The sequence below is a fragment of the Shewanella submarina genome (genome assembly GCF_042646185.1).
Classification (GTDB): Bacteria; Pseudomonadota; Gammaproteobacteria; order Enterobacterales; family Shewanellaceae; genus Shewanella; species Shewanella corallii.
In genome coordinates this window covers 275516-296195 of record NZ_JBHRTD010000017.1, presented here as the reverse complement: position 1 = coordinate 296195, position 20680 = coordinate 275516, and the positions used below count along the sequence as shown (strand labels likewise).

The 20680-nt window shown below is 50.2% G+C and carries 17 protein-coding genes and 7 tRNA genes; 13 read left to right on the top strand and 11 right to left on the bottom strand.

The genetic code is table 11. The features are described 5' to 3' along the window. Positions 1 to 10 precede the first annotated feature (10 nt). The 5 genes from crcB to lrp form a co-directional block, all read right to left on the bottom strand. Positions 11 to 385, bottom strand: a complete 375-nt coding sequence (gene crcB / locus ACFOE0_RS15205) for a fluoride efflux transporter CrcB (protein WP_115138824.1) — start codon at positions 383 to 385, stop codon at positions 11 to 13. Then, positions 378 to 1712 carry an AAA family ATPase gene (locus ACFOE0_RS15200; protein WP_115138823.1) on the bottom strand — a complete coding sequence of 445 codons (1335 nt, stop codon included), beginning with the start codon at positions 1710 to 1712 and terminating at the stop codon, positions 378 to 380. The genes crcB and ACFOE0_RS15200 overlap by 8 nt, the downstream gene beginning before the upstream one ends. A gap of 3 nt (positions 1713 to 1715) precedes the next feature. Continuing rightward, the gene (gene lolA / locus ACFOE0_RS15195) at positions 1716 to 2336 is read right to left on the bottom strand and encodes an outer membrane lipoprotein chaperone LolA (protein WP_248935987.1); all 621 of its coding nucleotides are present in this window, start codon (positions 2334 to 2336) and stop codon (positions 1716 to 1718) included. Positions 2337 to 2356: 20 nt separating this feature from the next. Then, a complete protein-coding gene (locus ACFOE0_RS15190) occupies positions 2357 to 4915 on the bottom strand; it encodes a DNA translocase FtsK (protein WP_248935986.1) in 2559 nt (852 codons plus the stop codon). Between the two features lie 184 nt (positions 4916 to 5099). Further along, entirely contained in the window at positions 5100 to 5609 is a 510-nt protein-coding gene (gene lrp, locus ACFOE0_RS15185) for a leucine-responsive transcriptional regulator Lrp (protein WP_115138820.1), read from the bottom strand. 178 nt (positions 5610 to 5787) lie between these two features. Here lrp and ald point away from each other — a divergent pair, with 178 nt between their 5' ends. Both ald and trxB read left to right on the top strand, forming a co-directional pair. Further along, a complete protein-coding gene (gene ald / locus ACFOE0_RS15180; protein WP_248935985.1) occupies positions 5788 to 6900 on the top strand; it encodes an alanine dehydrogenase in 1113 nt (370 codons plus the stop codon). 126 nt (positions 6901 to 7026) lie between these two features. After that, a complete protein-coding gene (gene trxB / locus ACFOE0_RS15175; RefSeq protein WP_248935983.1) occupies positions 7027 to 7977 on the top strand; it encodes a thioredoxin-disulfide reductase in 951 nt (316 codons plus the stop codon). 461 nt (positions 7978 to 8438) lie between these two features. On the opposite strand, the gene rplT is transcribed toward trxB, so the two are convergent. From rplT to thrS, 4 genes are all read right to left on the bottom strand, one after another. Then, positions 8439 to 8798, bottom strand: coding sequence for a 50S ribosomal protein L20 (gene rplT, locus ACFOE0_RS15170; RefSeq protein ID WP_115138818.1), 360 nt, complete (start codon positions 8796 to 8798; stop codon positions 8439 to 8441). 17 nt (positions 8799 to 8815) lie between these two features. Further along, the gene (rpmI, locus tag ACFOE0_RS15165) at positions 8816 to 9010 is read right to left on the bottom strand and encodes a 50S ribosomal protein L35 (protein WP_115138817.1); all 195 of its coding nucleotides are present in this window, start codon (positions 9008 to 9010) and stop codon (positions 8816 to 8818) included. A gap of 92 nt (positions 9011 to 9102) precedes the next feature. Then, on the bottom strand, positions 9103 to 9642 hold the full coding sequence (infC, locus tag ACFOE0_RS15160; protein ID WP_115138816.1) for a translation initiation factor IF-3: 540 nt from the start codon (positions 9640 to 9642) through the stop codon (positions 9103 to 9105). A gap of 3 nt (positions 9643 to 9645) precedes the next feature. After that, a complete protein-coding gene (gene thrS / locus ACFOE0_RS15155) occupies positions 9646 to 11574 on the bottom strand; it encodes a threonine--tRNA ligase (RefSeq protein ID WP_115138815.1) in 1929 nt (642 codons plus the stop codon). Positions 11575 to 11896: 322 nt separating this feature from the next. Here thrS and ACFOE0_RS15150 point away from each other — a divergent pair, with 322 nt between their 5' ends. Next, positions 11897 to 12640 carry an SDR family oxidoreductase gene (locus ACFOE0_RS15150; RefSeq protein ID WP_248935982.1) on the top strand — a complete coding sequence of 248 codons (744 nt, stop codon included), beginning with the start codon at positions 11897 to 11899 and terminating at the stop codon, positions 12638 to 12640. Further along, positions 12640 to 12840: a CPXCG motif-containing cysteine-rich protein gene (locus ACFOE0_RS15145; RefSeq protein ID WP_115138813.1), complete on the top strand. Its 201-nt coding sequence runs from the start codon at positions 12640 to 12642 to the stop codon at positions 12838 to 12840. The genes ACFOE0_RS15150 and ACFOE0_RS15145 overlap by 1 nt, the downstream gene beginning before the upstream one ends. Here ACFOE0_RS15145 and ACFOE0_RS15140 read toward each other — a convergent pair. Then, positions 12834 to 13451, bottom strand: coding sequence for a riboflavin synthase subunit alpha (locus tag ACFOE0_RS15140; RefSeq protein ID WP_248935981.1), 618 nt, complete (start codon positions 13449 to 13451; stop codon positions 12834 to 12836). The genes ACFOE0_RS15145 and ACFOE0_RS15140 overlap by 7 nt on opposite strands. A 29-nt stretch (positions 13452 to 13480) precedes the next feature. On the opposite strand from ACFOE0_RS15140, the gene ACFOE0_RS15135 reads away from it, so the two are divergent. The 8 genes from ACFOE0_RS15135 to ACFOE0_RS15100 all read left to right on the top strand — a co-directional run bounded on the left by ACFOE0_RS15135 (position 13481) and on the right by ACFOE0_RS15100 (position 15888). Next, positions 13481 to 14857: an MATE family efflux transporter gene (locus tag ACFOE0_RS15135; RefSeq protein ID WP_248935979.1), complete on the top strand. Its 1377-nt coding sequence runs from the start codon at positions 13481 to 13483 to the stop codon at positions 14855 to 14857. 158 nt (positions 14858 to 15015) lie between these two features. Beyond that, positions 15016 to 15092: transfer RNA gene (locus ACFOE0_RS15130), tRNA-Met, on the top strand. A gap of 85 nt (positions 15093 to 15177) precedes the next feature. Beyond that, positions 15178 to 15254 (top strand) — tRNA-Val (locus tag ACFOE0_RS15125). 54 nt (positions 15255 to 15308) lie between these two features. Further along, positions 15309 to 15385 (top strand) — tRNA-Met (locus tag ACFOE0_RS15120). Positions 15386 to 15470: 85 nt separating this feature from the next. After that, a tRNA-Val gene (locus ACFOE0_RS15115) sits at positions 15471 to 15547 on the top strand. Between the two features lie 54 nt (positions 15548 to 15601). Beyond that, positions 15602 to 15678: transfer RNA gene (locus tag ACFOE0_RS15110), tRNA-Met, on the top strand. A 2-nt stretch (positions 15679 to 15680) separates the two neighbouring features. After that, a tRNA-Val gene (locus ACFOE0_RS15105) sits at positions 15681 to 15757 on the top strand. Positions 15758 to 15811: 54 nt separating this feature from the next. After that, positions 15812 to 15888 (top strand) — tRNA-Met (locus ACFOE0_RS15100). A gap of 454 nt (positions 15889 to 16342) precedes the next feature. On the opposite strand, the gene clcA is transcribed toward ACFOE0_RS15100, so the two are convergent. Beyond that, positions 16343 to 17755: a H(+)/Cl(-) exchange transporter ClcA gene (gene clcA / locus ACFOE0_RS15095; RefSeq protein ID WP_248937249.1), complete on the bottom strand. Its 1413-nt coding sequence runs from the start codon at positions 17753 to 17755 to the stop codon at positions 16343 to 16345. 215 nt (positions 17756 to 17970) lie between these two features. Between clcA and ACFOE0_RS15090 the strand changes: the two genes are divergently transcribed. After that, the gene (locus ACFOE0_RS15090; RefSeq protein WP_248937248.1) at positions 17971 to 20667 is read left to right on the top strand and encodes a bifunctional acetate--CoA ligase family protein/GNAT family N-acetyltransferase; all 2697 of its coding nucleotides are present in this window, start codon (positions 17971 to 17973) and stop codon (positions 20665 to 20667) included. Positions 20668 to 20680 lie beyond the last annotated feature (13 nt).

The window sequence follows — 20680 nt, the reverse complement described above, 5'->3', positions numbered from 1 at the left end:
TTCTTAATAGTTAAACGCGAGAAAAGACCAGTTGCTGGCCCATATATACTACAGCTAGGCAGATAGTCAGGTTCAGCACCACATTAAGGCCGGCTTTCAGCCATTCGCCGTCCTGCATTAATAACAGGGTTTCATTGGAAAAGGTGGAAAACGTTGTCAATGCGCCCAGCAAACCAACACCTATCATGGCCTTGAGTTCCGGACTGACATGACTCACCTGCCCCAATGCATAAATGACTCCCATAACAAAGGAGCCCAATACGTTAACCAGCAGTGTACCAAAAGGAAATCCGGTGCCAAATACCTGGATCATAAATATTGATATCAAATAACGGCATACGGCTCCGATGGCTCCGCCCATGGCGACAAACAAAATGTTAGTCATCATAACGCTTGTTCTCACTGATAGAATCGAGCTGTACCAGCTGAGCCAACTTATCTTTAATCCGTTTTTCAAATCCCCGCTCGGTGGGGAAGTAGAAACGACTGTCCTTCAGTGGCTCAGGGAAATAGTTTTCGCCCATAGCATAGGCATTTGGCTCGTCGTGAGCATAGCGATATCCGTCGCCGAATCCTATGTCCTTCATCAGTCCAGTGGGTGCGTTGCGCAGATGCATAGGCACCCCCTGATTTCCTGTCTCCCGTGCGAGTGCTCTCGCTGCTTTAAAGGCAGTGTATACGGCATTACTTTTGGGAGCGCTTGCCAGGTAAATCACCGCCTGTGCAATGGCCCGTTCACCCTCTGCTGGCCCTACCCGATGGAAACACTCCCAGGCATTGATCGCGACTGTCATAGCCTGAGGATCGGCGTTACCTATATCTTCCGAGGCGATGGCCAACAAGCGACGGGCAACATATAAAGGATCGCCACCACCTTCGAGAATACGGCAATACCAATACAAAGCGGCATCAGGCGCAGAACCTCGGATGGATTTATGTACTGCAGAGATCAGGTCGTAATAGAGATCGCCATTCTTGTCGTAGCCAGCAAGCTGGACCCCGGCTACCTGAGTCAGCATATCCAGAGTGAAGGTGCCACCATCGGCGACCATATCACTCATCAGCTCAAGCAGATTGAGGGACTTACGCCCATCACCATCACAGGTCTGGGCCAGCTGCTCCAGCACCTCGTCAGGCATGTTCAACTGACGTTTGCCCAAGCCACGCTCGTCATCATTGAGCGCCTGAGTCACCATCAGCTTAATCTCATCAGGAGTCAGCTTCTTGATCAGGTAGACCCGGGCACGGGATAGCAAAGCATTATTGATTTCGAACGATGGGTTTTCTGTGGTGGCTCCAATAAAGATAACTGTGCCATCTTCAATAAAAGGCAGAAACGCATCCTGCTGACTCTTATTAAATCTATGGACCTCATCCACAAACAACAGCGTACGCTGACCACGGGCCTGGGCGACAGCTTTGGCCTGTTCAATCGCTGCACGTATCTCCTTTACCCCTGAAGTCACGGCCGAGATACGTTCAACATGGGCATTGGCGTAGTGGGCTACCAATTCGGCCAGGGTGGTTTTACCCGTACCAGGTGGCCCCCAGAACAACATAGAGTGCGCTCGTCCTGCCTCAAGCGCCTTACGCAGCGGCTGGCCGTCACCCAACAGATGCGCCTGACCTATGTATTCTGACATTTCTCTGGGACGCATACGCGCCGCCAACGGCCGGAAATCAGGCGCAAAATCAAAACTCATACTGGTCACACATTATTCTCCGGTACGCTGGTCGTCGATATCGACGTTCTCCGGTACCGTAAACTTGAACAAGGTGTCATCCCTGGCGTCCAGCGCTCTTTGTCCCCTGAGCTTAAACAGGCTGTTATTGCCCTGACTGTCCAGAATACTGAATTGAGACAGGGTGTCACCCTTGAAACAAACATCTACGCCAACCACCTGACTGTCCAGGCTCTTGGGCTTGATTTGATAGCAGTCACCGGCTTTGGTCACCCCATAGTCCTGCCAGACCTTATCATCTTGCTGAACCAGCAGCGCAATAGGCGACGCGGCAATCACTTCGTCTATGCCCAGTACTGTCACCTCTTCCGCGAAGGGGTTATAAATCCATACATCCTTGCCATCAGCCACTATCATGGACTCGTCAGGCGAAGTTAAGTGCCAGTACAAACGATTGGGCGAGGCCAATGCAATGACGCCCTGCCCCTGCTGTATCTGTTTGTCATTTACGTCTGTGACGGTTTGCTGGAAATCCGCACTCATGCCATCGAGTTGACCCAGCTTTTGCTTCAATGAAGCGGCATCATCCGCCAAGGCACCGGCACTGAATGCCAAGGCCATAGCTACCAAGGAAAAACTGACGCGCTTTTTCATATCCTGTTTCACCTGCAATGTTATTTTGGTGGAGGTGGAGCCAGTACTTCACGGTTGCCGTTATGGCCCTGACTACTGACAACACCCTGCATTTCCATCTGCTCAATAATCCGGGCAGCCCGGTTATAACCAATCTTAAATTTACGCTGCACGCTGGAAATTGATCCACGGCGGGTTTCTGTTACAAAGGCAACCGCTTCATCGTACAGAGCGTCCAATTCTTCATCGCCTTCGGCAGCTTCACCCGGCAGCAATACCTGCTCGCCCTCACTGGCACCCTGCAAAATCTCATCAATATACTGAGGTTTGCCACGTGCGTGCCAGTCGGCCACAACCGCGTGCACTTCATGGTCATCCACAAAGGCACCATGAACCCGCACAGGAACGCTGGTACCCGGAGGCAGATACAGCATGTCACCCATACCCAACAGGGTTTCAGCACCTTGCTGATCCAAAATGGTTCTGGAGTCAATTTTCGACGATACCTGGAACGCCATACGGGTGGGAATGTTGGCCTTAATAAGACCGGTGATCACATCCACCGAAGGGCGCTGGGTCGCCAGCACAAGGTGTATCCCCGCGGCACGGGCCTTTTGAGCAATACGGGCGATAAGCTCTTCAACCTTCTTGCCCACGATCATCATCATGTCAGCAAACTCGTCCACCACCACAACGATAGATGGCAGTTTTTCCAGCTCAGGCGCTTGGGGCTCCATGGAGTCAGAAGATTTCCAAAGTGGGTCCATAATGGGCTCCCCTTTGGCTTTAGCATCGGCAATCTTGGCGTTATAGCCTTTCAGATTACGGACACCTACCGCAGACATCAGCTTGTAGCGACGCTCCATCTCACCAACACACCAGCGCAGTGCATTGGCCGCTTCTTTCATATCGGTCACAACTTCACACAGCAGATGTGGGATGCCTTCATATACAGACAGTTCCAACATCTTGGGGTCGATCATGATAAAGCGAACGTCATCAGGCGTGGACTTATACAGCAAACTGGTGATCATCACGTTCACACCAACAGACTTACCAGAGCCTGTGGTACCCGCTACCAGCAAGTGGGGCATTTTACCCAGATCTACGACAACCGGCTCACCGGCGATATCAGCCCCGAGCACCATAGTCAGGTTTGACTCGCTGCTGGTGAACTTTTCACAGTCCAGTACATCGCGCATAAACACGGTTTCGCGGAATTTATTGGGGATTTCCAGGCCCACATAGGCCTTGCCCGGGATCACCTCTACTACGCGAACACTCTCAGCCAACAAAGAACGGGCCAAATCGCGGGACAGGTTGGTAATCTTGGATGCTTTCACACCAGGCGCCAGTTCAAGCTCAAAACGGGTGACTACGGGGCCTGGGAATACCCCCACAACATTGGCGACAACATTAAAGTCCGCCAATTTGGCTTCTACCAGTCGTGCCACCTGATCCAGCTCTTCCTGGCTGATAGGATTATGTTTGCGGTTTGGCACATCCAACAGACTGATATCCGGCAGTGGCGTGGTTGGCTTTGGTGGAACAATTTCCTGTCCCGGAATGGTAATGATGCCATCAACCACTTTTGCTTTGCTGGCATCGAGGCGTGCTTTGGCGTTCACGCCACCCACAGAATTTTTGCTGTCGAAGTCGATCACTTCTGCAGACTTGGGCTCGTCCCATGGTGGAGTTTCGCTTTCTTCGTCCACAACAGCAGCAAGTTTAGGCTCGACACGGGCGTTAACAACTTCAGCTTCAGCTTCCGCTTGGACCTCCACCAGTTCAGGCTCTTCGCGTTTTTTCTTCAGCATGCCGGAGAATCTTGATACCAGACCACTGGCCTGAGAGTCGGCCTCAAGCGCATCGTGCTCGGGCTCCTCATCAAGTTCATCTTCATGAGGCTGGTCTACCCCGCCCCTTCTCTCGCGGAACTTATCCACCAGAGACATGAAGCCCCGGGTATCTTCTGTTTCTGAGGCATCCTGCTTGAGACGCTCGGGTAGATGGTACAACCAAAGCACTGACTTAATACACACCATGCCAGTAACTTCCACCAACACCAACATGGACACACCGGTAAACAGGGTAAAGCCAGCACAGACAAAGGACAACAACAGCAAAGTCGTCCCCAGTGTATTGAAATAGGGCAACATGGCGTCAGCAATAACATCACCGGCTACGCCACCGGCAGAGAACTCATAAATATCGTTGGCATTCATACTGGCCAGCGTGGCCAGGCTCAATACCATCAAAATAAAGCCGACCAGCCTTAAACCGACAGAAAAGTAATCTATTTCCAGCAGCTTATGGGTTCGTTTGAAAAGCAACCAGCCGGTAAAGGCCACCACGAATGGGATTAAATAGGCGGTATACCCAAAGAAATAAAACAGCACGTCGGCGAGCCACGCCCCGACAGCACCGGTAAGGTTATGGATTTCACCTTGATAACTGGTTTGGCTCCAGCCCGGATCGGCCGGATGAAAGCTGCTTAACGCCAGCAAAATAAAAGTCGCCAGCATACAGGTGATTAATAAGCCGCCTTCCTGCAGCCGTTGTAATCCGGTAAGCGTATTAACGCGAGTTCCCTGAGACAAGCCAAGCATTCCGTAAAAATCGATACAATTGGCTTTAAGATATCAGAAACTCCATGAATATGCAGCGAATCCCCCTTTGATGGGCGATTTCTAATGCAGAAGATGAAATGCTGTAAAGAAATTGATGCAGGGTAAAAACTGTCTGTAAAACAAAAGGGCCCGCAGGCCCTTTATCGTTTCGAAATTATGCTTCTTTCGCAGCAAGAGGCTGAATCGCCACTCGACTGGTTTGCTTAACTTCTTCCATCACTACGTATGTGCGGGTATCAGAAACCGCTGGCAATTTCAGCAGGGTCTCACCCAACAAACGGCGATAGGCAGACATATCAGATACGCGTGTTTTCAACAGGTAGTCAAAATCGCCGGATACCAGGTGGCATTCCTGAATGTCGTCCAGCAGTTGCACAGCGCGATTGAATTTGTCAAACACCTCAGGGGTGTCACGGTTCAGGGTAATCTCAACAAAGACCAGCAGAGAAGCACCGAGGAAGTGCGGGTTAACCAGGGCTGTGTAGCCGTTGATATAACCTTGTTTCTCTAAACGCTTCACTCTTTCCAAACATGGAGTTGGACTCAGACCAACCCGCTTTGACAGTTCTACGTTGGAGATACGACCATCAATTTGTAGTTCGTTAAGAATGTTGCGATCTATCCGATCTAAGTCTTTTACAGGACTCTTTTTATTATATGGCATAGTATTAACCTTGTTTTAGGGTTAAAACGATATTTTATATTGTGTATGTCGAATGTTCAGCAGCATTAACTGCTAACTCGATACTATACTAGAAACCCCTGAAAGAATCACCTTCAGGAAGCATAAAATAACAAATATACCTATGAAAAATGGGTTTTTTATCAGAAGAGGCTCAAAGATGATTATTGGTGTACCCAAGGAAATTAAGAACCACGAATACCGTGTAGGCATGGTGCCAGCCAGTGTTCGCGAGCTCACCTTAAAGGGGCATAATGTCTTGGTAGAGACCCAGGCAGGGATGGGAATCGGATTTACAGATCAGGATTACATCGATGCCGGTGCCGAGATACTTCAAACCGCCAAAGCAGTGTTCGATGCTGCTGATATGATCGTTAAAGTGAAAGAGCCCCAGGCAGTTGAGCGCGCCATGCTCAAACAAGACCAAATTCTCTTTACTTACCTCCACCTTGCTCCAGACCTCCCACAAACAGAAGAACTGATTGCCTCCGGCGCGGTATGTATCGCCTATGAAACAGTAACCGATGACCGTGGTGGCCTGCCATTGCTGGCACCTATGTCTGAAGTTGCCGGCCGTATGTCTATTCAGGCCGGTGCCATGGCACTGGAAAAATCCAAAGGCGGCAGTGGCATGTTGCTTGGTGGCGTACCCGGTGTTGAGCCTGCCAAAGTTGTGATTATCGGCGGCGGCATGGTCGGTACCAATGCAGCACAAATGGCTGTAGGTATGGGCGCAGATGTGGTTGTGCTGGACCGCAGCGTTGACGCCCTGCGTCGTTTGAATGTCCAGTTTGGCTCCAGCGTAAAGGCTATCTACTCTACGGCTGATGCCATTGAGCGTCACGTACTGGAAGCAGATCTGGTTGTTGGTGGTGTACTGATCCCTGGCGCTGCAGCGCCCAAGCTGGTGACCGCCGATATGATCTCCCGCATGAAGCCAGGCAGTGCCATCGTAGATGTTGCGATTGATCAGGGTGGTTGTATTGAAACCTCCAAGGCAACGACTCACCAAGAGCCGACTTATATCGTCGATGATGTTGTCCACTATTGTGTAGCCAATATGCCAGGCGCGGTAGCCCGCACCTCTACCTTTGCTTTGAACAACGTGACCCTGCCCTACATCATCAGACTGGCGGAGAAAGGCTATAAGCAGGCCCTGCTTGCTGACAAGCACCTGTTGAATGGCCTGAACGTGATGCATGGAAAGATTACCTGCAAAGAGGTCGCTGAGGCACATAACATGGCCTTTGTAGATCCAACTAACCTGCTGTAAAGTTTGGTTTAAGAATCAAGGGAGCTGCGGCTCCCTTTTTCGATTGAAGCAATCGGGGAGTTAGCTTTACCCCGGGTGCTAAATTCCCTACAATCGGCGCAATTTATTTAAGGCACGGAGATAACAATGAGCCAAGCCAGACATTGCAAACTTTTGATTTTGGGTTCAGGTCCTGCGGGATACACAGCGGCGGTTTATGCTGCGCGTGCCAACCTCAACCCAGTGATGATCACAGGTATGCAGCAAGGTGGTCAGTTGACCACGACTACCGAAGTAGAAAACTGGCCAGGTGATCCGGATGATCTGACAGGTCCGGGTCTGATGGAGCGTATGCAAAAGCATGCCGAGAAATTCAATACAGAGATCCTGTTTGACCATATCCACAAAGTCGATTTCAGCACTCGCCCACTGCGTCTGTTTGGCGACAATGGCGAATATACTTGTGATTCTCTGATCATCGCTACCGGCGCATCAGCCAAGTATCTGGGCCTGCCTTCTGAAGAAGAGTTTAAAGGCCGTGGTGTATCCGCCTGTGCAACCTGTGATGGTTTCTTCTACCGCAACCAGAAAGTTGCCGTTATCGGTGGTGGTAACACTGCTGTTGAAGAAGCCCTGTACCTGAGCAATATCGCTTCAGAAGTTCACGTAATCCACCGTCGCGACAGCTTCCGCTCAGAGAAAATTCTGGCGGACCGTCTGCTGGATAAAGCGGAAAATGGTAATGTGGTACTGCACCTGGACCGCACTCTGGAACAAGTGGTTGGCGATCAGATGGGTGTAACTGGTGTAAAAATCCGCTCTACCAAAGATGACAGCATTGAAGATCTGGAAGTCGCGGGTGTGTTTGTAGCCATCGGCCACAGCCCTAATACCGGTATCTTCGAAGGTCAGCTGAAAATGAACAACGGCTACCTGAAAGTGCAAAGTGGTCTGGAAGGTAACGCCACACAAACCAGCATCGAAGGTATCTTCGCTGCCGGTGATGTAATGGACCACATCTATCGCCAGGCAATTACGTCTGCCGGTACAGGTTGTATGGCAGCTTTGGATGCTGAACGCTTCCTGGATGCTCAGTAACCTGCAAAAGAGACAACAAAAGGCAGCCTCCGGGCTGCTTTTTTTATCTGTTAAATTTGCCAAATCTCCGCTCGTCCCCTCCCCTCTATCAATCCGAGAGCATGCCTCCAGGCAAGGATAATGAGCCAAGGCAAAGAGCAAGCTCAGATAATATCTCAACTCAATTACAGCAAGCGAAGCGCTTATCAGTCAGACAATACATGAACAGCCATTGGCCCAAATTGTCTCACCACAGCCCGGGCGGTATGGGCAAGACCAAGGTAGCAATTAAGACCTGCCACAAGCTGACACTCTAAGGAAAACAGCCTGGGATTTGAGGAAAGTTGATCTATAGGGAGTAGGAGGTTGAGCCTGATGATGGGGATTACAGCTTAAGGGATATCGCGGGGGCGTTTTACACAACTTACGCCAGAACGAAAAAAGGGACCAGATGGTCCCTTTTTAACAGAATCAAAGACTAATTACTTAGCCAGAGCTTCTTTTGCCTTTTCAACCAGAGTAGCGAAAACTACTTTGTCGAATACAGCGATGTCAGCCAAAATCTTACGATCGATTTCGATTGACGCCTTCTTCAGACCGTTGATGAAACGGCTGTAAGACAGACCATTCTGACGAGAAGCCGCGTTGATACGAGCAATCCACAGTTGACGGAATTGACGTTTCTTCTGGCGACGGTCACGGTAAGCATATTGACCAGCTTTAGTTACTGCCTGAACAGCAACACGGAAAGTACGGCTACGAGCGCCATAATAACCTTTAGCAAGTTTCAGAACTTTCTTGTGACGAGCACGAGCGGTTACACCACGCTTAACTCTTGGCATCTTTCTATCTCCTCAAATTAAGCGTATGGCAGTTGACGTGCGATTGCTGGCACATCAGCTTTAGCTACTTGACATTTAGCACGCAGGTGACGCTTACGCTTGGTGCTCTTCTTGGTCAGGATGTGACGCAGGTTGGCTTGCTTGCGCTTGAAACCATTAGCGGTTTTCTTAAAACGCTTAGCAACACCCTTGTCGGTCTTCATTTTAGGCATATCTAAAACTCCGCATTGGGATGATTAATAAAACGTAAGGCGAAAAGGGGGTTGACCTCAGTCAACCCCCTTTTACTTTGAAGGTTGCCCTACTATTTCTTTTTAGGCGCGAGAACCATTACAGCCTGGCGACCTTCCATTTTCGGGAAGGATTCCACAACTGCCAGCTCTTCCAGGTCAGCCTTGATACGGTTCAGAAGATCCATACCCAGGTTCTGGTGAGCCATTTCCCGGCCGCGGAAACGCAACGTAATTTTCGCTTTGTCTCCGTCTTCCAGAAAACGTATCAGGTTGCGTAGTTTTACCTGATAGTCGTTTTCGTCAGTTCCAGGACGGAATTTAACTTCCTTAACCTGAATCTGCTTTTGCTTTTTCTTCTGCTCTTTAGCTGCTTTAGCTTTGTCGAACAGATACTTTCCGTAGTCCATAATGCGACAGACTGGCGGTTCTGCATTCGGGCTGATTTCTACCAGATCCAGACCGGCTTCATCAGCCGTGTTCTGAGCTTCACGAATGCTTACGATACCGATTTGCTCGCCATCGACGCCGTTTAAACGAACCTCTGGTACACCAGTGATTTCATCGTTGATACGGTTTGGGGCAGCCTGACGCCCTGCTTTTTTGATCTTTATGACCTATTCCTCCAACAGATTGAGACTACGGAGCGAAATTTGTTTCTTGACCATGTCGGCAAATGCTTCGATCTTGAATTTACCCAGGTCAACACCATCACGGGTTCGCACCGCTACTTCCTGATTTTCCATTTCCTGATCGCCTACAACAAGCAGGAATGGTACACGCTTCAAAGTGTGCTCGCGTATTTTAAAGCCAATTTTCTCGTTCCTCAAGTCCGAAGATGCACGAATGCCTTGTTCTTTGAAGGATTTGACGACTTCTTCAACATAATCCGCCTGTTTGTCAGTGATATTCATGACAACAGCCTGCATTGGCGCCAACCAAACAGGGAATTTACCTGCATATTCTTCAATAAGAATACCGAGGAAGCGCTCCAGGGAGCCCAAAATTGCACGGTGAATCATCACAGGGGTTTGACGGCTGTTATCTTCAGCCACATAAGTCGCACCCAAACGACCCGGCAGTGCATAATCGAGCTGCACGGTACCACATTGCCACGCACGGTCAAGACAATCATGCAAAGTAAATTCGATTTTCGGACCGTAGAAGGCACCTTCACCCGGCAGAACCTCAAATTCGATACCGTTGCTGCGCAGTGCTTCTTTCAAAGCTTCTTCAGCACGATCCCACATCGCATCGTCACCGATACGCTTTTCTGGGCGGGTAGACAGCTTAACCACGATATTTTCAAAACCGAAAGTCGCGTAAGTGTCATATACCATCTTGATACAGCTGCTTACCTCAGCCTGAACCTGCTCTTCAGTACAGAAGATATGAGCATCATCCTGAGTAAAGCCACGCACACGCATCAAACCGTGCAGGGAGCCGGAAGGCTCATTACGATGACAGCAACCGAACTCAGCCATACGCAATGGCAGGTCACGGTAAGACTTCAGGCCCTGGTTAAAGATCTGGACGTGACCTGGACAGTTCATTGGCTTAATAGCATATTCACGGTTTTCGCTGCTGGTAGTGAACATGGCCTCAGAGTACTTGTCCCAGTGACCACTGCGTTCCCACAGCACGCGGTCCATCATCAGTGGACCTTTTACTTCCTGGTAATCGTAGTTACCCAGCTTTTGACGAACAAAACGCTCAAGCTCCAGGAACAGGCTCCAACCATTGTTGTGCCAGAACACCATACCAGGTGCTTCTTCCTGCATATGGTACAGGTCCAGCTGCTTACCAATCTTACGATGGTCACGCTTGGCAGCTTCTTCGAGACGAACGATGTGTGCTTTCAGGGCTTTCTTGTCACCCCAGGCAGTACCATAGATACGCTGCAGCATCTTGTTGTCTGAGTTACCGCGCCAGTAGGCACCGGCAACATTCATCAGTTTAAAGTGTTCGCAGAAACGCATGTTTGGAACGTGCGGGCCACGACACATATCAGTGTACTCTTCGTGATGATACAGAGCCGGAGTTTCATCGCGGCCAATGTTCTCATCCAGAATTTCCATCTTGTAGGTTTCACCGCGTGCTTCAAATGCATCGCGTGCTTCCTGCCAGCTCACCACGCGCTTCACCACGTTGTAGTGAGTCTTGGCCAGCTCCTGCATGCGCTTTTCCAGCTTGTCCAGATCTTCCTGGGTCAGCTTTTGCTCCAGGTCAACGTCGTAATAGAAGCCGTTGTCGATCACAGGACCAATAGCCATTTTGGTTTCTGGCCACAGTTGCTTGATGGCATGACCCAGCAGGTGGGCGCATGAGTGACGCAGGATCTCAAGACCCTCAGCATCCTTGGCGGTGATGATAGACAGTTCGCTGTCCTGTTCGATCAGGTCACAGGCGTCTTTCAGCTCACCGTTTACACGGCCGGCGATACAGGCTTTTGCCAGACCTGGGCCGATATCAGCTGCAACATCAAGAGTGGAAACTGGACGGTCAAATTCGCGTTTGCTGCCGTCAGGAAGAGTAATTACAGGCATGTAAAATCCTTATTCCAGTGGTGACCCATACGCAGGGCCACTTGGTGATAAAAATAAAAGAAGAAAGTTGCATCCCGGCGACAGAACAGTACGGAGTTCTACATTTCCGGATGCAGGGATGGGAGTGTACGTGAAACCCAGTAACGGAGCAACCTGCTGCCCTCTCCTTTGCCCCTGTAAATGCTAAGGTTTGAGTTTAAGATTCAGGCCCGCACGTTTGCAGGTAATCTCTTGAGTTTCAGGCAGCGATCCGCCACATTGTGTGCACAACAGCAAGCTATGCTTAGCTCCAACTGAAACATCAATATATAAAGGAATCGACATGAAAGAACCCTGGGTGCTGATCACAGGTGGAGCCAAGCGTGTGGGGGCTGAAATCGCCAGGCAATTTCATCAGGCAGGGTTTAATGTGGCTATCCACTATTTACACTCAAAGGGTGAGGCTCAGGTTTTGGTTGATAGTTTCAACCTGATAAGGTGTGGCTCCGCACAAGGGTTTCAGGCGGACCTCAGCTATGAACAGGACGTTCTGAAGTTAGCCGAAGAGGTAAAAACGACGCTGCCGTCGCTGACAGTGCTGGTCAATAATGCCTCGGTTTTCAAGCCGATGCCCTTAGCTTCCGTCACCATGAGCGATGCCCAGGCCATGTTACAGACCAACCTGCTGGCGCCCTACTTTTTATCCCGGGAACTGGGCAAGATGCTGGCGCAAAGCCAGGGCAGCGTTCTAAACCTTGTTGATATTCACGGCCAACGGCCCTTAAAGGATTATGGACTCTACTCTATTGCTAAGGCAGGATTGGAGATGGCAACCCGTTCACTGGCACTGGAGATGGCGCCTGATGTCAGGGTGAATGGAATTGCTCCGGGTGCGATCATCTGGCCTCACGGCAGCAGCGACCAGAAGCAGCAAGCAGTCACCGCCCATATTCCTCTCGGCCGCTGTGGCCAGAGCGGGGACATTGCTCAATTGGCTGTGTTTTTGGCACAGGCTCCCTATATATCAGGCCAGGTCATCGCGGTAGATGGTGGCCGCAGTGCCACAGGCTATTTGGGAGCCGAGTAATGAAGCTCAAATCCAACACTATTCATTGCCCACACTGCGGGCATCATCAGCATATAGATATAGATGGCAGCAATGGTGATCAGGAGTACTTTGAAGATTGCCGCGTATGTTGCAACCCCATACATTTGAGGTTGCATGTCGATGAGCTCCACAAAAAAATTGAAGTTCATGTAGACGCGGATGACGAACAGTATTATTGACCCGAAAATCTGGCGGCCAGGACTCTTTCAACAGTATCAACAATAGCCTGAGTTTGACTGTCTATTTCTATATTAATACGGCTGCCAACCGTGGCGGCTTTCAGGTTAGTCAGCTTCAATGTCTCTGGAATTAAATGTAACCAAAAGCTGGTTTCATCAACCTTTCCCACAGTCAGACTGCAACCATTAATGCCTACAAAACCTTTATAGAGAATGTATCGCATCCAGCTTGGTTCAACCTTGACTCTGACATCGTAATGTTCATCGGTATCACTGACCTCAACCACTTCAGCAGTGGTGTGAATATGGCCGGATAAAATGTGCCCACCAATTTCGCTGCCGAAGGTCAAAGAACGCTCGATATTGACCCAGCTTCCAGTTTGTAAATCTGACAGGTTAGTCAACTTAAGGGTCTCTTCCATTACGTCAAAAAACACCCTATCATTCGCGATCTGTGTGACTGTCAGACACACACCATTATTTGCGACACTTGCGCCCGTCGTCAGGCCTTCGCATAACGCGGCAGGAATGGCCACTTCCAGGGTGTGGAATCCATCATTTTTTTGAATCGCAGTCACTTCACAGGTGGCTTGTACAATACCAGTAAACATTTTCCACTCGCTTTTTTATAGGTTTTTCCATGAATCATACGGGCTTTCAGGCCAAACGATTGATCCAACTGGCGTTGCCAGTGCTTATTGCCCAGGTCACCCAGACCATGATGGGCTTTATCGACACTGTGATGGCTGGCCGGGTCAGCGCTGTTGATATGGCCGCCGTTGCTGTTGGTACCAGCCTTTGGTTGCCGGCAATCCTGTTTGTCCAGGGGCTGTTGATGGCCTTTACGCCAATGTTTGCTCACCATCACGGCGCCAATAATCCGAAAGCTATCGCCCCTTTGGCCCAACAGGCGGCTTATATTGCCATAATCGGCAGTATCGGTGTGATTCTGTTTTTAAGCAGTGCGAACTTCATCCTGCAATTTATGGAACTTGAACCAAAATTGCATCAGCTCACTCTGGGCTATATCAATGGCATCATGTGGGGCGCCCCGGCATTTGTGTTGTATCAGGTACTGCGCGGCTGTGCTGAAGGCATCTCCTATACCCTGCCCACCATGATCATTGGATTCGTTGGCCTGGCGGTAAACATTCCCGCCAACTATATCCTTATCTATGGCCATTTTGGTATGCCAGCCATGGGCGGAGCCGGTTGTGGGGTTGCAACGGCGCTGGTGTTCTGGGCCATGTTCCTTTCTATGGCCGTTTATATCCGCTTCCATAAGAAGTTCAGCGAGATTGCTTTGTTCGAGCAGTTTTTTAAGCCCCATGCAAAAACCATGTGGGATATGGCAAAGCTCGGTCTTCCAGTTGCCATGTCACTCTTCTTTGAAGTGAGTCTGTTTGCGGTGATTGCACTCTTGTTGGCACCATTAGGCTCAATTGTGGTGGCGGGTCACCAGATTGCACTGAACTTCTCATCCATCGTATTTATGTTGCCACTTTCCATCGGTATCGCAGTGTCGATTCGCGTGGGCTACTACCTGGGTCGGGATCAATGGGAAATTGCCGCCAAAGTCACCAAAGTGGGACTGGGCCTCTCTTTCTCTCTGGCTATGGTGACGGCAGTGCTTACCATATTGCTGCGTCATGATATTGCCATGCTGTATAACGGCAACCCGGAAGTCGTGACACTGGCGGGGTCGCTTATGCTGCTTGCCGCACTTTATCAACTGTCAGACTCCATTCAGGTAGTCGCAGCCGGAGCCCTGCGTGGATATAAAGACACCCGCAGTGCCTTCTTTATTACCTTGATCTCCTATTGGCCAATCGGTCTTGGACTGGGTTACATATTGGCGTACACCAACTGGATTGTTGAACCAATGGGCGCGGCGGGTTTCTGGATTGGGTTTATCTCTGGCCTGACATCAGCGGCGATTATGTTTGCTTTCCGACTGAGATATATTCAGAAAAACCAGATTGTTCTGGATGTTATCCAGGACACAGTGCCTCATTAATCATCAAGTTGCCGAATGCATGGGCAAGTTGCTCAGCATTCGGTCAGTCGATGGCGAATTTCATTTTTTTGCTTGCACAATCAAGCGCAACCCACTTAATATAGCGTCCGTCGTCAGGGCAGCGTCACAAAACGTAACACTGACAACGATAATTCGGACGCGGGATGGAGCAGCATGGTAGCTCGTCGGGCTCATAACCCGAAGGTCGTCGGTTCAAATCCGGCTCCCGCAACCAAATTCTAGTTGATGAGAAACAGGTCTTCGGGCTCAACTCTTATTAACCGCAGGCGAAGGTCTAATACCCTACTCCCGCAAAATATACACCCGTAGCTCAGCTGGTTAGAGCACTACCTTGACATGGTAGGGGTCGGTGGTTCGAGTCCACTCGGGTGTACCACTCTCTTTTGAAGAGCTTCCTTATGATGAAGTAAAACTGATAATACAATTCGGACGCGGGGTGGAGCAGCATGGTAGCTCGTCGGGCTCATAACCCGAAGGTCGTCGGTTCAAATCCGGCTCCCGCAACCAAATTTTAGTTGATGAGAAACAGGTCTTCGGGCTCAACTCTTATTAACCGCAGGCGAAGGTCTAATACCCTACTCCCGCAAAATATACACCCGTAGCTCAGCTGGTTAGAGCACTACCTTGACATGGTAGGGGTCGGTGGTTCGAGTCCACTCGGGTGTACCACTCTCTTTTGAAGAGCTTCCTTATGATGAAGTAAAACTGATAATACAATCCGGACGCGGGATGGAGCAGCATGGTAGCTCGTCGGGCTCATAACCCGAAGGTCGTCGGTTCAAATCCGGCTCCCGCAACCAATACACCCGTAGCTCAGCTGGTTAGAGCACTACCTTGACATGGTAGGGGTCGGTGGTTCGAGTCCACTCGGGTGTACCACTCTCTTTTTAAGAGCTTCCTTATGATGAAGTAAAACTGATAATACAATTCGGACGCGGGGTGGAGCAGCATGGTAGCTCGTCGGGCTCATAACCCGAAGGTCGTCGGTTCAAATCCGGCCCCCGCAACCAACCTCTTGTTCGAGGAACATTAGCCTGCTTATGCAGGTTTTTTTGTACCTATCTGACAGCGACTTTTATCTCGCTGACTATTCCTAGTCATAACCCTCAGGCCGTCGGCAAGTGTTGCCCAGTTAAATCCGGCCCCCGCAACCAATCTCTTTTAGAGAAACAACAGCCTGCATTTGCAGGTTTTTTGTACCTATCTGACAGCAGCTTTTATCTCGCTGACTATTCCTTGTCATAACCCTCAGATCTTCTACAAGTGTTGCCAAGTTAAATCCCACCTCGTCAGCCAGATCATTTTTGCGCGATAACATAAACAGTGCTGTAAGTTTCTCCATCGCCTATAAGCGTGGCTGTAAAATACCGTCTTGCGGATTCGATGTACTCTTCTATAGACAAACCCATAAAAAAACTCCCCGGAGGGAGTTTTCGTTATCACTTGGCTATATAGGTGACTATGTTAACTGGAGGATGAAACGCCCTGCTCCTCTTGCTCGATAGTCTGCGCTTCTTTGGCCTTTTGTTTTGCCAGGCTGCGTTGTAACAATTGGCTGTAAATCGGTTTCCCCCCCATAGCCTGCGCTGCCATAGTTGCCCCCAATGTTGTGATCAACAAAGGCAAAATCAGGTCATAGTTGTGGGTCAGTTCAATCACCAGCAAGATACCAGTAATAGGTGCTCTCACAGTTGCGGCGAACAGCGCCCCCATACCCGCCACGGCAAATGTACCGGCTGTAATATCCATGCCCGGAAAGAGTTCACCACACAACACTCCAAAAAAGGTGCCAAACAGTGTGCCCAGTGCCAGCATGGGCGCAAATACACCACCCGGTGCACCTGAGCCGAAACATGCCAGTGTGGTCACAAGTCGGATCATGAAGAGTCCAAATAACGCAGTAAGGGCAAAGTCGCCATGGGCCGCGTCAGGGATCAAAGCGACACCTTCACCTGTCAGCTTTGGCAAAAACAACAGCATGGCACCAAACACAGCGCCTAAGACCGCACCAACGGCAATAAATCGTGACGTCTTATGACCGTGAAGTCGGTCAAAGCCATCCATTGTCATTACCACCAGCCTGTTAAACAGCACACCAATGGCCCCAAACAACAGGCCGAGTACCAGAAACAATCCCAAAGAAGACAATGGTACGGGAGGGTATGAAGGCAGCGGGATCATCGCCCCCTGCCCCTGTAAACTGCGGTAAGTGATAGTGGCAACAATGGCTGCAATAATCACAGCTTTAATCGACACAAGGTTATATCTGAACTGAGGTCTCATCTCCTCAACCACAAACATGATGCCTGCCAAAGGGGCGTTGAATGCTGCAGCAAGTCCGGCAGCCGCACCAGATGCGACCAAAGTATGCCGTCCTTCATCATCTTTCAGCCTGAAAATATCGGTCAGCATACGGCCCACACTTGAACCCATCTGCACCGAAGGTCCTTCCCGTCCCAATACCAGACCAGCCCCTATGGTTCCCACCCCACCAAAAAATTTAACCGGTATGACCCGCCACCAACGCACCGGCCTGACACCATCGAGTGCACCTTCAATTTCAGGAATACCTGAGCCTGCAGCCTCAGGCGCAAATCTATTAACCAGTAAAAATCCAAAGGCCGACAGTAATGAGCTGGACAGCACCACCAGGGAGATCATTTCCCAACCGGGTTCCCGCCCGGACATCCACCCTTCCCTGGTATCCATTACGGCATCAATCGCGATATCAAAACCAGTACAAAGCAGCCCTGCCAACAAACCGACAAAGGGGGATAAACACAATACGGTTAACGGGCTTTTATGGCTGGCAAGAAATCGCCGGACCAGCTTGGTAGGTTGTTCTTTTGTCTTTTGGGGTATGGATTCAGTTGTCATAGTGGAAGCGGCCAAAATAAAGGGGAAATTGCCCGGAAACCGGTCTGATAACAGGCAAGATCGCCTTGATTGATACAAACTGCAATAACTGTATCACAGGGCAGGATTGTGACGGTCCAACAATCCCAAACATTAACAATAATTTGCATCAGGCTATGGGAAAGGTTTTGGCCATCAAGTAAACTGAAACCTCTTATCCCGGGACGGAAAAGTCAATGAGTCAGCGAACCTTAGCGCCCCTTTTTAATCCTGCGTCTGTTGCCATTATTGGTGCTTCCAGTAACCCAAGACGTGCCGGTTACGTGGTTATTCGTAATTTGATTGCCAATGGATTTTCAGGACCAATTATGCCGGTTACACCTAAGTATCAGGCTGTTATGGGTATTCTGGCGTACCCGGCAATCGAGTCTCTCCCGATCAAACCCGATATCGCTGTTATTTGTACACGGGCTTCAAGGGTTCCGGGCATTGTAGAAACACTGGCTCAGTTTGGCTGCAAAGCGGCTATCGTCATGGCCTCAGGTATGGCTGAAGCCAAAACTGAGGACGGTACCAGTGCGCTGAATGCAGCGTTTGAGCATGCCAATCGTTATGGCATGCGGCTGTTGGGCCCAAATAGCCTGGGCATGATGGTTCCCCCTATTGGCCTTAATGCCAGCCTGGCCCATACCAATGCCCTGAGTGGCAAGATAGCCTTTGTTTCGCAGTCTGCAGCCCTGTGTACCACGGTATTGGACTGGGCAAACAACAAAGGAATTGGGTTTTCGGCGTTTGTTTCGTTGGGCGATGCCGCCGACATAGACTTTGATGAACTCATTGACTATCTGGGCAGAGATATTCATACCCGGGCAATTTTGCTCTATATCGACTCCATTAAAGACAGCCGCCGATTTTTATCAGCTGCCAGAGCAGCATCACGCCATAAACCTATCATAGTGGTTAAATCGGGTCGGAGTCAGGAGGGACGCCATGCGGCAGAACGGCACACGGGCGGCGTTATTGGCAGCGACAGTGTCTATGAAGCAGCATTTAGACGGGCGGGTATGCTGAGGGTTCAGGATCTGACCGAGCTCTTTGCAGCAGTGGAAACCCTGGCTCACTCAACTCCAATAAAGGGCGAGCGACTGGCCGTGCTGAGTAACGGTGGCGGCCCGGCGGTTCTTGCCGTTGATGAAGTCATTACCCGCGGCGGCAAAATAGGCCCGCTATCTGAAGAAACCCGCGCCAAGCTGGATCAGGTACTGCCTTCAATCTGGTCGGGACAGAACCCCGTGGATATTATTGGGGATGCCGACGCCGACCGATATGGAAAAGCACTTGATATCCTGCTTGATGCCAATGAACTGGATGCAGTCCTGGTATTGCACTCTCCTTCTGCACTGGGTGACAGTGATCGAATCGCGGATAGCGTTATCGCCGTTGCAGAAAAGCACAAACAGGGAAGAATGCTGAATATTCTTACCACCTGGAGTGGTGAAGATGCAGCGTACAGCGCACGCAAACGTTTTAATGCCGCTGGCATCCCCACATACAGAACCCCAGAGGGAGCTGCCGGGGCCTTTATGCATATGGTTGAGTTCAGCCGCAACCAAAAACTGCTTCAAGAGGTGCCAGAGTCTGTATCAGACACACTTTACCCCAGCACCGACAATGTCCACGCTCAGCTTAACAGGGCGATCGAGGATGGCCGGCTCCAACTGGAAACCCATGAAGCCGCTGCACTGCTTTCCACGTATGGGATCAACACCATAGGGACTGAATTTGCTGCGACTCCTGAGCAAGCAGTACAAGCCGCAAACAACCTGGGCTATCCGGTTGCCCTTAAAATCCAATCACCGGACCTGATCCATAAGTCAGATGTACATGGCGTAAGCCTGAATCTGACATCGGATGATGATGTCATACAGGCCGCGGGCGCTATGATGCGAAGAGTTCAGCTTCAGGTTCCCGGCGCAAGAGTTGAAGGTATGCTGGTACAGAAAATGGCCCTGACTGCCGGGGCACAGGAGCTAAGGGTCGCAGTAATACACGACCCGGTATTTGGCCCCGCTATCTGTCTGGGTGAAGGTGGGTCTGAATGGGATCCTACCAGAGATGCCGCGGTTGCCCTGCCGCCGCTGAATATGGCATTGGCTCGATATATGGTAATTCAGGCCCTGAAAACTCAAAAGCTCAGAGACAGGCGCTTGCCTCTGGGGCTCAACATGCAAGCCATTTGTCTGTTGTTAACCCGTCTGTCCCATCTGATCATTGACTGCCCGCAGATCGCCACCCTAGATCTTAACCCGGTATTGGCGGCCGGAGAGTCAATCACAGTGCTGGATATCAATCTCAGACTGCACTCACAGCCGGTAGATAATGCTCAGCGCCTAGCCATTATGCCCTACCCAAAAGAACTCGAAGAGCGCGCCAGTCTCAAGGATGGACAAAGCGTTACCTTGCGACCCATTCTGCCCGAAGATGAACCCAGTCATCATGAGTTTGACTCCTCGCTGACAGCAGAAGACAGATACAAGCGATATTTTGGTGTCAGGGCGCCCATGACCCATGATGAAATGGCAGTATTAACCCAGATTGACTACGCCAGGGAAATGGCATTTATCGCCACCAGTAAACAACCTGATGGAACAGAGAAAACCCTGGGAGCGGTTCGAGCTACGATAGACCCTGATAATACAGATGCTGAATTCGCTATGGCCGTGCGCTCTGATCATCAGGGGCTGGGAATTGGACGTTTGCTGCTTGAAAAATTGATACGCTACTACCGCCAAAATGGCACAGAAGCAATTAGTGGTTACACCATGTTTGAAAACCGTAATATGGCGAGCCTGGCTAAATCACTGGGGTTTAAGGTGACCTTTGATATGGAAGAGCAACTTATCTATATGCATATGCCACTCACCGAAAACTAAACATAAAAAAACC